This is a genomic window from Klebsiella sp. EMBS2024, assembly GCF_036233805.1.
Lineage (GTDB): Bacteria > Pseudomonadota > Gammaproteobacteria > Enterobacterales > Enterobacteriaceae > Klebsiella > Klebsiella pneumoniae.
On the sequence record NZ_JAZARW010000001.1, the window covers coordinates 2,298,884 to 2,312,632 of the forward strand.

Here is a 13,749-nt window from a genome sequence, read left to right on the forward strand (position 1 = left end):
AGATTTCCAACGTTATTTTCCTGGAGAAGTCCTAATCGACACCCTGAGATTAACAAAGGGGTTATCGCGGGATATATGAGCCCAGTCAATGTTTGCGCGGATGATTAAAAGCTTCATCAATACACCCGGAATGCTCAGCGGGCTGGCCTGGCGCCAGCCCGCTCGGTTTACAGCACCTTGCTGAGGAACGCGGCGGTGCGTGGGTTGCTCGGCGCGCTAAAGATCTGCCCCGGCTTGCCCTCTTCCTGAATCACGCCCTGGTCGATGAAGATCACCCGGTCGGCCACTTCGCGGGCAAAGCCCATTTCGTGAGTCACGATCACCATGGTCATCCCCTCGCTGGCGAGGTTTTTCATCACCTCCAGCACGTCGCCCACCAGCTCCGGATCCAGCGCCGAAGTGGGCTCATCGAACAGCATAATCGACGGCTTCATCGCCAGCGCNCGGGCGATGGCTACCCGCTGCTGCTGGCCGCCGGACAGGCTCGAGGGCCAGGCGTCGCGCTTATCGCTTAAGCCCACCTTCGCCAGCAAGGCTTCCGCCAGGTCGACCGCCTGCTGGCGCGGCATATTGCGCAGATTCATCGGCGCCATGATCAGGTTTTCCAGCACCGTCATGTGCGGGAACAGGTTAAAGCGCTGGAACACCATGCCGACGCTTTCGCGCATCTTGTTGAGGTCGGTGGTCCGGTCGTGGGCGGCAAAGCCGTTAACCACCACCTCGCCTTCGCTGACCGTCTCCAGGGCGTTCATGCAGCGCAGGAAGGTGCTTTTCCCCGAGCCGGATGGGCCGATGATGCACACCACTTCCTGCGGTTTAATATCGCAGCTGATGCCGCGCAGCACGTGGCTGTCGCCGAAGCGCTTATGTAAGTTATTAATGTGAATCACTTTTGCCAAACCTCTTTTCCAGACGGTTAACAAGCTGCGCCAGCAGGAAGGTGATCACCCAGTAGACCAGAGAGATGGTCAGGTAGGGTTCCCAGTAGGTGGCGTAGGCGCCGGAGACGGTGCGCGCGGCATAGGCCAGATCGGCCAGGCCAATCGCCGAGGCCAGCGACGAGTCTTTGACAATGGCGATGGCGTTATTGCCCAGCGGCGGCAGAATACGGCGAAACGCCTGTGGCAGGATCACCTTGCGCATGGTTTTCCACCACGGCATGCCCAGCGCGCGGGAGGCCTCCATCTGCCCTTTGTCGATCGACTGGATGCCGGCGCGGAAAATCTCCGACACATAGGCCCCGGCGTTAAGGGTGATCGCCACGATGCAGGAGAGGAACGCCCCGTAGCTGGCGCGCAGCTCGCGGGCAAAGTCGGCGCTCATCAGGCCGCTGGTCACCAGCAGGCCGTCGCGCGGGTTGATAAACAGCGGCACCAGCGCAAAGTGCACCACCATAATCTGCACGAACAGCGGCGTGCCGCGGAAGGCGCTGACGTAAAAGCGCACCGGAAACTGCACCAGGTAGCGGAGAATATATTTCCACGGCCCGTGCTCGGCCTTCGCCATCCGCCCGAGACCGAGAGTTAACCCCCACAGCGTCCCGAGGATCACGCAGATAATGGTACATTTAATCGTCATCAGGGCGCCGTCCACAAACAGCGGGCCGTACTCCTCGATGATCTCCCAACGGAATCCCGTCATAGTCCTTCCCTAAAAAATACGGCTATCGCCTGGGCGATAGCCGTGGTCACTGAAAAAGGTGGATTATTGCGCTGGCAGCGTCGGCACGTTGTCGTCGAACCAGGTTTTATAGATTTTGGCGTAAGTCCCGTCAGCAACGATCTTTTGCAGCCCGGCGTTGATTTTGCCCAGCAGTTCACTGTTGCCTTTCGCCACCGCAATACCGAAATACTGACGCTCAAATTTGGCATCCGGCACCAGCTTGAACTGCTTCTCCGGGTGCTGTTTGATGTAGTACTTCACCACCCCGACGTCGCCAACCGCGGCGCTGACGCCGTCCTCAAACAGCTCCTGGAGCATCAGCGGGGTATTGTCGAAGCGCTTGATCGCGGTGCTGTTTTTACCCAGCACCTCAGAAACCACGATATCGCCGGTGCTGGAGTTCACCACCCCGACCTTCTCGTTTTTCAGGGCCGCCAGCGAATCCACCTGCGAGTCCTGGGCGACGACGATAGACTGCTCGGCCGGGAAGTACGGCGCGGAGAAATCGACCATATGTTTGCGTTTATCGGTGATGGTGATCCCGGAGATGATGATGTCGCGGTCGCCGGTGTTCAGCGTGGCGAAGATGCCTTCCCATGGGGTATTGACCAGCTTGACGTCAAAGCCTTCGGCTTTAGCGATGGCTTTGATGATGTCGATGTCGAAACCTTCCAGCTGTTTCTGGCTGTTTTCAAATTCAAACGGCCGGTAGGTGCCGCCGGAGCCGACGGTATAGGTTTCCGCAGCCGCCTGTCCGGCAGCCGTCAGCGCGGCTATCATGCAACACGCTTTGAGCAAATTCTTGACCATGAGACTTCCTTTTTATGCATTTATTTTGCATAAAAATACACACACTCACTTTTATATGCAACCGGAAACCTTCCCGCTGGTGAATTATCTTCTCAATGGCCCCGTTTACCGCCGGATTTACCGATAGCCCGATGCAGATCGTTGATTCGCTTCAGGGATTTCACCGTTTTTTGTGGCGTGGTAGAGGCCACCGACAGGACAATCATCTCGAGACAGACCAGCACCGTACCGTGCAGCGGCATCCGGCTACTGTCCCCGCCGCGCGGGACGTCGATCACCACCTGCGCCTCCTGGCTGAAGCGCGAGTCCACCGCCTGGGTCAGCAGGATGGTCGGAATACCCAGCCGCTTCGCCTCGCGCAGGGTGGTCAATCCTTCACGATGGGGAGATTTTTGCCCCATCATGATCAGCACATCGCCGCGCTGCAGGCCGATAAGCTGTTCGGCAAGGCTAAAGCCCGTGCGGTTCATCACGTACGCCGGCAGGCCAATACGGCTGAACAACCGGGCGGTGTATTCAGCGAGGATCCCCGAGGCGCCGATACCGAAGATCCCCACCTGGCGCGCGTCGCTGAGCAATGCCACCGCCTGAGCCACCGCCGCGCGGTTGTCGGCCCGCGACAGGACCTCGCACACCCGCTGATGGCCTTCAAGCACAAAATCAATACTGGAGTTGACGTCGCTGGAGAGCGCGGTAACCGTCGAGCGCATCTTTTCCGCCGAGGTGACCGAGGTGCCGAACCAGCGCTCCATGGTCTGCTTAAGCTCGCGCAGCCCGGCGAAGCCCAGCGCCTGGATGGCACGCACCACCGTGGCGTCGGAGGTCTGGGTCGCGGTGGCGATCTCCATCGCCGTATGCTCCAGCACCACCTCGCGGTTGTCGTTGATATAGCTGACCACCGCCCGCAGCCGGGGGGAGAGCTGGTGCGCCCGGGCGCGATAGCGTTCGCCGAACAGATCGACTTTGCCCTTCTCTTTTTTTACCGCGCTTTTCATTTGGCCTCCGCCGGGATCGGCCTGCCGGCAATATGCGACTGCACCTGGGCCACCATCAGAGACAGCGCGGCGTAGGAGTTGGAGATCACCTCTTCCCGCGGCAGTAAAATATAGTGCCCGGTGCGGCAGGCGCGCAGAAAGTCGCACCAGCCGGGCATCACGCCTTCCATCGCCTGCAGCTCATCCTGCGGCTTACCGCCGGTATCCGACCGCCAGGTGGCGAAGACAAAATCAGCGTCCAGCTCCGGCAGCTGTTCCGCGCTGACGTCAATGCGCTGACCATCGGGGATCCGCTCAATCAGCGGCGGAAAGCGGAACCCGGCGTCGCGCAGCACCCGGCCCAGCGCATGATACGAATGATGCACCGTGACCTTGCCGTTGTTCGCCTGGATCACTGAGACGCTGTACTGCGGTGGGTTGACCATCGCTTTCAGCTGTTTAATTTGTTCCTGATAGCGGCGCTCGAGGATCGCCAGCCGCGGCTGGGTGCCGGTCAGCTGCGCCAGCTTGCGGTAAATCTCCGGGGCGCTGCCCTGCAGATGGTCGATGCTCACCGTCGGGGCAATCTTCTCCAGTTGCTCCACTGACACGTGGCGGCTGGGCTCGGTGATGATCAGATCCGGCCTGGCGGCGGCTACCGCTTCCAGATCGATATCGGCGGTGCCAATAAAGCGGATATCGCTGTTGTCGAAATCGACGCCGGTGAGCTGGGCGCTGGATCGCAGGTAGTGGCTACCGTCCGGGCGCGTCCGGCCGTGGCTGGCGATCGGCGGCGCCCCGAGCTCAATCAGCGGAATGGTAATATCGAGATCGTGCATCGAAACGATACGCTGCGGATGCAGCGGGACGGTGACGGTGCGGCCTAAATCATCGGTGAAAGTTTGAGTTTGTGGGGCGGCGGCGCTGACGGCCCCCGTCAGCAACAGCAGCAATGAGACGAACCAACGCATACTACCTTCCTGGTTAAAGGGCATCACGGCGACGCCAGAGCAAGACAACGAAGAACGGGCAGCCCACCAGGGCAATGACAATCCCCGCCGGGATCTGCAGCGGGGCAAACGCCAGCCGGCCAAGGGTATCGGTCGCCAGCACCAGCAAGGCGCCAATCAGCGCGCTGCCGCACAGCAGCGATACCTGGCCGCCGCGCAGCACGAAACGCGCCATATGCGGCGCCATCAGGCCCACAAATCCAAGGCTGCCGACGCAGGAGACGCTGGCCGAGGTCAGCAGCACCGGCGCAAAAAAGCGCAGCACCGTCAGCTGCTGCAGACGTACGCCGAGGCCGATGGCGGTCCGGTCGCCCAGCAGCGCCACGTCCGCCGCCCGGGCGGTACAGAACAGGATGATGGCCCCGGGCAGCGCCCAGCAAAAAGCCACCGCCAGCAGCGGCCAGGTGGCGGCCTGCAGGCTGCCCGCCAGCCAGATCATCGCCGTCTGCACGTCGCGTACGTCGGCGGTGGTCATAAAGATGCCGACCGCGGCCGCCAGGCTCCAGGAGACGCCGATGCCAATTAAAATAAAGCGCGGCCGCGAACAGTCGCGGGCCAGCGTCAGGACCAGCAGGGCCACCGCTATGCCGCCGACCATCCCCGCCAGCGGCCGCCAGACCAGGCCTACCGCCGGGAAAAACAGCACCAGCGCCAGGACCACGATGCTGGCCCCCTCTTTGACGCCGATCAGCCCCGGGTCGGCCAGCCCGTTACGGGTGATGCTCTGCATCGCCGCGCCGGCCAGCCCCAGCATGGCCCCGCACAGCAGCGCCATCAGGATCCGCGGCAGGCGGATATCAAACAGAATAAAGCGCGGCTGCTCGCCCATCTCCTGGGGCGCCAGCAGGGCCCGCGCCAGCGTCGACGCGGGCAGCGGATAGCTGCCGCGGCTAAGGCTGTACAGCCCCAGCGCCAGCAGCGTCAGCACTATGCTGGCGGCAATTTTTAACGCCGCCGGGCGCAGCAGCAGATGACGGGAGGCGAAAGCCAGCGGCCGAAAACCGGCCCGGTGAACGGCGCGCGTCATTTAAAAAACCTCGCGGCGATAAAGATAAACAACGGCGCGCCCACCAGGGCGGTCATCGCTCCGGTGGCCAGCTCCTGCGGCGCGACCAGCGTCCGGGCGGCGATATCCGCCAGCACCAGCGCCAGCGCTCCCACCGGCGCAGCCAGGGGCAGCGCCAGGCGGATGTCTTCCGTCACCAGACGGCGCACCACGTGCGGCACCACCAGCCCGACGAAGCCGATCGGCCCGGCCACCGCCACCGCCGCGCCGCAGAGCAGCGCAATCGCCAGCAGACCCAGCAGCCGGGTCTGGACGAGATTAACGCCAAGGCCCAGCGCCACCTTATCCCCCAGCGCCAGCACGTTGAGGCGTGGGGCAATGAGCAGCGCGACGCCAAGGCCGATCAGCGCCGGAACCAGCGCCGTCTGCAGCGTGCTCCAGTTCAGTCCGGCCAGGTCGCCGGCCAGCCAGGTACGCATCGCCAGCAGCGTCTGTTCATCGAGAATCAATATCGCCGCCGTCACCGCCGACGCAAACCCTGACAGCGCCACTCCGCACAACGTGATACGCAGCGGCGTCGCCCCGCCGCGCCCGGCAGAGGCCAGCGCCATCACGCCACCGAACAGCAGCCCCGCGCCGCAGGCGGCGGTCAGCGGGCGCCCGGCGGGGAAAGCGCCGAGAGACAGGCCCAGCGCCGAGGTCGCCACCACCGCCAGCGAGGCGCCGGCGTTGAGGCCGAGAATATGCGGCTCGCCAAGCGGGTTACGGATCACCGTCTGCAGCAGCAGCCCGGCGACGCCGAGCGCCGCGCCGGTCAGCAGTGCCGCCGCCAGCCGCACCAGACGCAGATCGATGATAATCCGCTGCTCAAAGTTGCGCGGATCGTACTCCAGCAGCGCTCGCAGCACCGTCTGCGGGGCGATCCAGCGGGCGCCTAAGCCAAGATGCACCAGCGAGGCGGCGATAAGCAGCAGCGTTAGCAGAAGCAGCGCCAGCCGGGGGCGGGGGCGACGCCGCGCGGAAAGCAGAATGGCCACGCTCATTGTGCCGCTGTCTGGCGGTCGCGAAACGGCATAAAGAAGGGTTTGCCGGTTTGCGGGTTAATCGACATCTGCACGTCAACGTCAAACACGCGTTTAATCAGCTCAGGGCTACAGACATCGTTGTCGCTAATCGTGCCGGCGATGCGCCCCTGTTTAAGGAATACCAGCAGATCGGCGTAGTTCACCGCAAAGTTAAGGTCATGGAGCACTGTCACCACCGTGCGGCCATGTTCGCGGGTGAGGGTCTGGAGCAGCTCGAGGATATCGACCTGATAGCGCAGATCGAGCCAGGTGGTCGGCTCATCGAGCAGAATGGTGGCCGTTTGCTGGGCCAGCGCCATGGCGATCCAGCAGCGCTGACGCTGGCCGCCGGAGAGGCTGTCCACCGGCAGATGGGCGAATTCGGCGGTACCGGTTAAGCGCAGCGCCTCCTCTACCGCCAGCTCATCGGCCTCGGACCACTGGCGCATCAGTCCCTGCCACGGGTAGCGCCCGCGCGAGACCAGCTCGAAAACGGTCAATCCTTCCGGGGTCAACGGCGATTGCGGGAGGATGCCCAGCTGGCGCGAGACGGTCTTCGTCGGCATCTGGTGAATGGCTTGCCCGTCCAGACGCACGCAGCCGCCGAGCGGTTTCAGCATTCTGGCGATGGTCGAGAGCAGCGTGGATTTACCGGATCCGTTCGCCCCGGCCAGCACCGTCATTTTGCCGGTGGGAATGGTCAGGTTGATATCGTCAACGATCAGGGTCTGGCCGTAGCCGGCCGACAGGGCATCCAGTACGATCCCCTGCTCTGCAGGTTTCACCCGCTGTGGCATAACTCGCTCCTGCGCCGCAGCGTTCCAGGCGATAGCTGGACATTCTGCAGTCAAATCAAAATAAATCTCATTCTCTTTTGATCATGACGGGGATGAATGTAGTAGTCAATACTCGCCATCGTCTTCAGACGGGGACGCTGACTACAGCGAGACTATGCCAACGCAATATAATTAAAATAAAATAATATCAGATAGATAACTACAGAACATTCCCTACTGGAGGTGTTTAAAACGTCCTGTTCCTCGCCGCTGAATTTTTATCTTGCATAACGTTTACTACTACATCCCTTCATGATTGAATGATTCTCAATTACACATCTGAAGGCGCATTCAGACGCTAAACAGAGTGCTTTTATTATTCAGGGCAATGATTTTATTGGCTTAATCTGACCGCAAAGGCAGATTCGTTCACGAGAAACAGATAATGACTCAACCCCATGTCGCCTGCAGGACGTTGCCAGGGCGCGCGCTTTTTTCGCTTCTTTTTTTAGCCTCACCGGGATTAATGGCCGCCGACAATCGCGCGGCGAAAAGTACTAACGACGCGGAAGAGACCATCACCGTAGTGGCCGACGGCGCGCAGCAGAGCGCCACCAGCGGCTATCAGCCGCTCAGCTCCGCCACCGCGACGCTAACCTCGATGCCGCTGCTGGATATTCCCCAGGTGGTCAATACCGTCAGCGATCGGGTTCTCGAAGATCAGCACGCCACCTCACTCGATGAGGCGCTGTATAACGTCGCTAACGTGGTGCAGACCAACACCCTCGGCGGTACCCAAGACGCCTTTACCCGCCGCGGCTTCGGCGCCAACCGCGACGGCTCGATCATGACCAACGGCCTGCGCACCGTGCTGCCGCGCAGCTTTAACGCCGCCACCGAACGGGTGGAAGTCCTGAAGGGGCCCGCCTCGACGCTGTACGGTATCCTCGACCCCGGCGGGCTGATCAACGTCATCACTAAACGGCCGGAGCGGCAGTTCTCCGGTTCGGTTTCCGGGACCTCCACCAGCTTTGGCGGCGGCACCGGCAGCGTCGACATCACCGGCCCCATCGAAGGCACAAATCTGGCGTACCGACTGATCGGCGAATATCAGAATGAGGATTACTGGCGCAATTTCGGTAAAAACAAAAGCAGCTTTATCGCCCCTTCCCTGACCTGGTTTGGCGAGCGGGCAACGGTGACCGCGTCCTATTCGCACCGCGACTACAGCGCCCCCTTTGATCGCGGCACTATCTTCGATCTGAATACCGGCCATGCGGTTAACGTCGATCGCAAAACCCGCTTCGATGAAGCGTTTAATATTACCGATGGCTATTCCGATCTCGCTCAGCTCAACGCCGAGTATCGCCTTAACGACGCCTGGACCGCGCGCTTCGATTACAGCTACAGCCAGGATCACTATAACGATAACCAGGCGCGGGTGATGGCCTATGATTCGGCGACCGGCAACCTCACCCGCCGGGTCGATGGTACCCACGGTTCAACGCAGAAGATGCACTCCACCCGCGCCGACCTGCAGGGCAACGTGGTAGTGGGCGGCTTTTATAACGAGCTGCTGACCGGCGTCGCCTATGAGAATTACGATCTGCTGCGCACCGATATGCTGCGCTGTAAGAACGTTAAAGGCTTTAACATCTATCATCCGGTCTACGGCACTCTCGACACCTGTAATACCGTCTCCGCCTCCGACAGCGACCAGCGGATCCAGCAGGAGAGCTATGCCGCATACGTGCAGGACGCGCTGTACCTGACCGACAACTGGATCGCCGTCGCCGGCGTGCGCTACCAGTACTACACCCAGTACGCCGGTAAAGGCCGACCGTTTAACGTCAATACCGACAGCCGCGATGAGAAATGGACGCCGAAAGCCGGCCTGGTCTACAAGGTCACGCCGAACGTCTCCCTGTTCGCCAACGTCGCCCAGTCGTTTATGCCGCAGTCGTCAATCGCCAGCTATATCGGCGAGCTGCCGCCGGAAGAGTCCACCTCTTACGAAGTGGGCGCCAAATTCGACCTGTTAAACGGCATTACCGCCAATATCGCGCTGTTTGATATTCATAAGCGTAACGTGCTGTACACCGAGAGCATTGGCGATGAGACGGTGGCCAAAACGGCGGGCAAAGTGCGTTCCCAGGGCGTGGAAGTGGATCTGGCGGGGTCCATCACCGATAACCTCAGCGTGATCGCCAGCTACGGCTACACCGACGCCAAAGTGCTGGAAGATCCGGATTACGCCGGGAAACCGCTGCCAAACGTACCGAAACATACCGGTTCGCTGTTCCTGACCTATGACATTCATAACGTCTATAACAGCAACACCCTGACCGTCGGCGGCGGCGGCCACGCGGTCAGCAAGCGTTCCGGCACCAACGGCGCGGATTATTATCTGCAGGGGTATGCGGTGGCGGATGTGTTTGCTGCCTATAAGATGAAGCTGCAGTATCCGGTGACGCTGCAGGTGAATGTGAAGAACCTGTTTGATAAGACCTATTACACTTCCTCGATCGGCACCAATAATCTCGGCAACCAGATTGGCGACCCGCGCGAAGTGCAGTTCACGGTGAAGATGGATTTTTAAGCCGGACCATGGCGTCGCGCCGGATATTCATTGCCGGGCGGCGCTGCGCTTGCGCCGGCCTACNTTTCCGTGACATTTGTCGCAGCGCCACCGGGGAATGCGTTCAGCTTACCAGTCCGCCTCCTGGCCGAGGATGCGCAATATATCCTGACGATGCTGCAGCAGCTGCGGGTTATCGCGATGACGGGGAAAAGCCAGCGGCAGCGCAAACTCGGCGATAATCCGCCCCGGACGCGGCGACATCACCAGCACCCGCTCGCACAGCAGCAGCGCCTCTTCGATATCGTGGGTCACCAGCAGGCTGGTATACCCCTGCTGCTGCCAGAGGGCGATCAGCTCCCGCTGCATACTGATGCGGGTCAGCGAATCGAGTTTGCCCAACGGCTCGTCGAGCAGCAGCAGACGCGGTTCGTTCAACAAGGCGCGCGCCAGCGCCGCACGCTGCGCCATCCCCCCGGACAGCTGCCGCGGCCACGCCTCGCTGAAGGCCTGCAGCCCGATGCGGTCAATCAACGCGTCTGCCTTCGCCTCCAGCCCCTTTTTGCCCTGCGCCTGCGGCCCCAGCAGCACGTTCTGCCGCACCGTCAGCCACGGATAGAGCGTCGGATCCTGAAACACCAGAATTCGCTCCGGCCCCGGGGCGCCGGGCGCCGCGCCGTCGATCTGCATCTGTCCGCTCTGCGGCGCTTCCAGCCCCGCCAGCAGCCGCAGCAGGGTTGATTTACCGCAGCCGGAAGGGCCCAGCAGCGCCACGCTTTCCCCCGGGCGCAGCTGCAGGCTAATATTCTCCAGCACCGGTACCGTCTGTTTGCCAAGCGTAAACGCATGATGAANATGGCTGATGGATACCGCCGCGCCGCGCGCTATCGTCTCGGTTACCATTGCATCCCTCCTCGCTGCCAGCTCAGCAGCCGGTCACGCAGCATAAATAATCCGCTTATCAGGCCGGAGCATAACAAGGCCATCACCAGCAGCGCGGCATACATATTAGGATAGGCCGCCCAGCCCTGGGCCCACTGGAGGTAAAAGCCGATCCCCGACTTCACCCCGACCATTTCGGCGACAATCAGCACCGAAAACGACGCGCCGAGCCCCATAAACAGGCCGACAAAGACGTTCGGCAACGCGGCGGGGATCGCCACCCGCAGGATCAGGAAACACTGGCTGGCGCCGAGGGTCCGCGCCACGTCGTACCACGCCTTATCAATGCCCATCACTCCGGACCAGGTCAGCACCGTGACCGGGAACCAGGTGCTCAGCGCGATCAAAAACACGCTGGCGCCGAAGCTCGAGGGAAAAATAAACAGGCACAGCGGCAGCAGCGCGGTGGACGGCACCGGCCCCAGCAGACGTAACACCGGATGCACCCAGTAGCCAATCCGTTGCGACCAGCCGATGGCCAGACCGGTGATGAACCCGCTGCTGGTACCCAGCAGCACACCAAGCCCCAGCAGCCCCAGGGAGTGCAGCAGGCTGTCGAGCAGGCGCGGCCAGTCGTCGTGCAGCACCTCGATCAGCGCCTGCGGCGGCGCGAAGAATGGTACCGGCAGCACGGCAGTTTTGGCGGTCAGCCCTTCCCAGACAGCAAACAGCACCGGCAGCAGCGCCAGCCACTTGCCGGCATGCAGCACACGCGCGCCGCGCGCCCGCCAGTAGCGATAGCTCAGCGCCAGCAGCAACAAGCCGCCGCCGAGGGTGAATTGCGCCAGCGCCCAGCCTTCGCTAAACGGCCAGCGCCGCCCGGCGTCGGGCCAGGTCAGAGTAAACAGACCGCCCAGCAGCCACAGCGTGGCGGCCAGCAGCCCTTCTCCCCACAGCGGCGCGCGGCCGGTGGGGCGCGCCAGAGCCTGCTCAGGCGAATACGTTGGCATAGATACTCTCCGCGAACTGATGGGGATCGGTACCCGGCTTGATCACCTGCACCCGCTGCAGGTCGACCGCATACTGCGTCAGCTCTTTCACGAACGCTTCGCCCACCGCGTGATGGCCGTGGCCCTGCCCGTGGAGGATGCCGCTCACCTCCGCTTCACTGGTATTCAGGGCATGGGCGAGGAAGGATTGCGCCACGCTTTCCGGATGCGCAGCGGCATAGCTGTGCGCCTCAAGGATCGCCTGGGTGAGCGCCGCGGCGGCCGGTTTATGGTCCCGCGCCAGGCTCCCGCTCACCCCCAGCACGCAGCAGCTGAGGTTGGCATAATCTCCGGTCATATTGCTGGCGATCAGCTGATACTTGCCGGTCTCCAGCAGACGATAGCTAAACGGCTCGCTGCCGCTGATGGCGGCGATTTCGCGCTTGTCCAGCGCCACGCTGAGCAGATCCGCCGGGTAGACTTTCCACTGCACGTCGCTGATCGGGTCGATACCGTGGCGCTTAAGCAGAATGGCGAAGAAGTTTTTATCCGGTCCGGCCATGTCGGTGACGCCGATGGTGTGACCCTTCAGGCTCTCGAGGCCGCCGAACGGCGAGTCTTTGGCCGTCAGCAGGTTCAGACAGCCGCCGTGGGTCCCGGCGGTGAGCTTGACGTCAAAGCCCTGCTCCAGCGCCTTCAGCCAGCGCAGCGCCATCCCCACCCCGGCGTCGGCCTTACCGGTGGCGATCGCCTCCAGCAGCACATCGGTGGAGCTGCCGAAGTTAACAAACTCAACGTCGAGGTTGTATTTACTGNATATCTTCTGCTGCTCGGCGACGGCGACCGGNGCGAGGCATACCGCGCTTTTGTTGATCGCCAGCTTGATCTTGTAGGGCTGCGGCAGGCGCAGCGCCGGATGGGCATCGCCGCCGGCCATGTCCGCCATATCATGAGCCCACAGCGGCAGAGAGACCCCGGCCAGCGCCAGGCCGCCGCTGAGCTGTAAAAAACGGCGGCGGGAAAAAGGGGTTCTGGTCATGGCGTCACCTCGGCGGCGGGCACGCTAAAACGGCGGTCAAAGGTCGGCTTCACGTCCAGCCGGGTGCGGATCAGGCCGTTGGCGAGATAAAAGTCCGCCGTTGCCTGCTGCTGGGCCACTGTTTCCTCGGCCAGAGGCTGCCACTGCGACTGGCGGTTGGCAAACTGCGCGCGGGCGATCTCCGCCGGGAAGCGGATGATCTCCCCCAACGTTTTGCCGTAGCTGTCGAGATTGGCGTAGGCCCAGCGCTCGGCGCCGGCCAGGCGCTGGAGATAATCCTGCAGCGCGGCGCGTTTTTGCGGATCGTTAAGCGCGGAATCCGTTGCCGCGAGGAAGGTATTCCCCGGCAGCAGCCCTTTGCCGCTCACCAGGATCTGCCCCTCGTTGGTCTTCACCATTTGGGTTGTGTAGGGCTCCCAGGTCGCCCAGGCGCCCACCGAACCGTTTAGCAACGCCACTTTGGCGTCCACCGGGCCGAGGAACACCCACTGCACCTCCTTCGGTGAAATCCCCGCCTGCTCCAGCGCTTTCAGCGCCACGAAATGACCAATCGACCCTTTACCGGTGGCGATGCGTTTGCCTTTTAAATCAGCGCCGCTTTTTAACGTGCTGCCGGGGGATACCAGCACCGCGGTCCCCGCCGGGTTGCTTTTATCCACGGCAATAGCTTTGACCGGCGCACCGTTGGCCAGGGCGAAGAGCAACGGCGCATCGCCGATGATCCCCGCGTCCACGGCGCCCGCGTTGAGGGCTTCCGCCAGCGGCGCGGCGGCCGGGAACTCGGCCCACTTAATGTCGTAAGGGAGATTTTGCAGGGCGTTGGCCGCCTCCAGCTGCGAACGCATGCCGCCTTTTTGATCGGCGATACGCAGGGTAAGCCGCTCCTGCGCTGTCGCGTAGCCGCCCAGCGCCAGCAGCATCAGCGCGGCCGCCACCCGGCCTGAAAATGATAGACGCAT

The 13,749-nt window shown here is 62.2% G+C and carries 12 protein-coding genes and 1 pseudogene; 1 reads left to right on the forward strand and 12 read right to left on the reverse strand.

Annotated features, from left to right (window positions below; all coding sequences use genetic code 11):
- Positions 1–167: 167 nt before the first annotated feature.
- From VZP09_RS10570 to VZP09_RS10605, 8 genes and pseudogenes are all read right to left on the reverse strand, one after another.
- A complete protein-coding gene (locus VZP09_RS10570; protein ID WP_002908374.1) occupies positions 168–890 on the reverse strand; it encodes an amino acid ABC transporter ATP-binding protein in 723 nt (240 codons plus the stop codon).
- The gene (locus VZP09_RS10575) at positions 877–1,641 is read right to left on the reverse strand and encodes an amino acid ABC transporter permease (RefSeq protein WP_004151161.1); all 765 of its coding nucleotides are present in this window, start codon (positions 1,639–1,641) and stop codon (positions 877–879) included. The genes VZP09_RS10570 and VZP09_RS10575 overlap by 14 nt, the downstream gene beginning before the upstream one ends.
- A 63-nt stretch (positions 1,642–1,704) precedes the next feature.
- The gene (locus VZP09_RS10580; RefSeq protein WP_032421441.1) at positions 1,705–2,472 is read right to left on the reverse strand and encodes a basic amino acid ABC transporter substrate-binding protein; all 768 of its coding nucleotides are present in this window, start codon (positions 2,470–2,472) and stop codon (positions 1,705–1,707) included.
- A 92-nt stretch (positions 2,473–2,564) separates the two neighbouring features.
- Positions 2,565–3,498, reverse strand: a pseudogene (locus tag VZP09_RS10585) (MurR/RpiR family transcriptional regulator).
- A complete protein-coding gene (locus VZP09_RS10590) occupies positions 3,464–4,441 on the reverse strand; it encodes an ABC transporter substrate-binding protein (protein WP_073557710.1) in 978 nt (325 codons plus the stop codon). The pseudogene VZP09_RS10585 and the gene VZP09_RS10590 overlap by 35 nt, the downstream one beginning before the upstream one ends.
- Positions 4,431–5,483, reverse strand: coding sequence for a FecCD family ABC transporter permease (locus tag VZP09_RS10595; RefSeq protein WP_004175715.1), 1,053 nt, complete (start codon positions 5,481–5,483; stop codon positions 4,431–4,433). The genes VZP09_RS10590 and VZP09_RS10595 overlap by 11 nt, the downstream gene beginning before the upstream one ends.
- Positions 5,480–6,505, reverse strand: a complete 1,026-nt coding sequence (locus VZP09_RS10600; RefSeq protein ID WP_019705831.1) for a FecCD family ABC transporter permease — start codon at positions 6,503–6,505, stop codon at positions 5,480–5,482. The genes VZP09_RS10595 and VZP09_RS10600 overlap by 4 nt, the downstream gene beginning before the upstream one ends.
- The gene (locus VZP09_RS10605; RefSeq protein WP_080851153.1) at positions 6,502–7,323 is read right to left on the reverse strand and encodes an ABC transporter ATP-binding protein; all 822 of its coding nucleotides are present in this window, start codon (positions 7,321–7,323) and stop codon (positions 6,502–6,504) included. The genes VZP09_RS10600 and VZP09_RS10605 overlap by 4 nt, the downstream gene beginning before the upstream one ends.
- 505 nt (positions 7,324–7,828) lie before the next feature.
- Here VZP09_RS10605 and VZP09_RS10610 point away from each other — a divergent pair.
- Positions 7,829–9,901: a TonB-dependent siderophore receptor gene (locus VZP09_RS10610; protein ID WP_004891261.1), complete on the forward strand. Its 2,073-nt coding sequence runs from the start codon at positions 7,829–7,831 to the stop codon at positions 9,899–9,901.
- A 108-nt stretch (positions 9,902–10,009) separates the two neighbouring features.
- Here VZP09_RS10610 and VZP09_RS10615 read toward each other — a convergent pair whose 3' ends face one another.
- The 4 genes from VZP09_RS10615 to VZP09_RS10630 all read right to left on the reverse strand — a co-directional run bounded on the left by VZP09_RS10615 (position 10,010) and on the right by VZP09_RS10630 (position 13,749).
- Complete coding sequence (locus VZP09_RS10615; protein WP_328795114.1) at positions 10,010–10,783, reverse strand: ABC transporter ATP-binding protein; 774 nt, start codon at positions 10,781–10,783, stop codon at positions 10,010–10,012.
- Positions 10,777–11,772 (reverse strand): ABC transporter permease, encoded by a 996-nt coding sequence (locus VZP09_RS10620; RefSeq protein WP_040225811.1) that lies wholly within the window; start codon positions 11,770–11,772, stop codon positions 10,777–10,779. The genes VZP09_RS10615 and VZP09_RS10620 overlap by 7 nt, the downstream gene beginning before the upstream one ends.
- Positions 11,753–12,790 (reverse strand): ABC transporter substrate-binding protein, encoded by a 1,038-nt coding sequence (locus VZP09_RS10625; RefSeq protein WP_328795115.1) that lies wholly within the window; start codon positions 12,788–12,790, stop codon positions 11,753–11,755. Before VZP09_RS10625 ends, VZP09_RS10620 begins: the two co-directional genes overlap by 20 nt.
- Positions 12,787–13,749 (reverse strand): ABC transporter substrate-binding protein, encoded by a 963-nt coding sequence (locus VZP09_RS10630; protein WP_328795116.1) that lies wholly within the window; start codon positions 13,747–13,749, stop codon positions 12,787–12,789. The genes VZP09_RS10625 and VZP09_RS10630 overlap by 4 nt, the downstream gene beginning before the upstream one ends.

Excerpts from the sequence above, each read along its gene's own strand:
- VZP09_RS10605 (WP_080851153.1), bottom strand. The coding sequence starts at position 7,323 with ATGCCACAGCGGGTGAAACCTGCAGAGCAGGGGATCGTACTGGATGCC.
- VZP09_RS10610 (WP_004891261.1), top strand. The coding sequence starts at position 7,829 with ATGGCCGCCGACAATCGCGCGGCGAAAAGTACTAACGACGCGGAAGAG.
- VZP09_RS10600 (WP_019705831.1), bottom strand. The coding sequence starts at position 6,505 with ATGAGCGTGGCCATTCTGCTTTCCGCGCGGCGTCGCCCCCGCCCCCGG.
- VZP09_RS10575 (WP_004151161.1), bottom strand. The coding sequence starts at position 1,641 with ATGACGGGATTCCGTTGGGAGATCATCGAGGAGTACGGCCCGCTGTTT.
- VZP09_RS10590 (WP_073557710.1), bottom strand. The coding sequence starts at position 4,441 with ATGCCCTTTAACCAGGAAGGTAGTATGCGTTGGTTCGTCTCATTGCTG.
- VZP09_RS10620 (WP_040225811.1), bottom strand. The coding sequence starts at position 11,772 with ATGCCAACGTATTCGCCTGAGCAGGCTCTGGCGCGCCCCACCGGCCGC.
- VZP09_RS10580 (WP_032421441.1), bottom strand. The coding sequence starts at position 2,472 with ATGGTCAAGAATTTGCTCAAAGCGTGTTGCATGATAGCCGCGCTGACG.
- VZP09_RS10595 (WP_004175715.1), bottom strand. The coding sequence starts at position 5,483 with ATGACGCGCGCCGTTCACCGGGCCGGTTTTCGGCCGCTGGCTTTCGCC.
- VZP09_RS10630 (WP_328795116.1), bottom strand. The coding sequence starts at position 13,749 with ATGCGTCTATCATTTTCAGGCCGGGTGGCGGCCGCGCTGATGCTGCTG.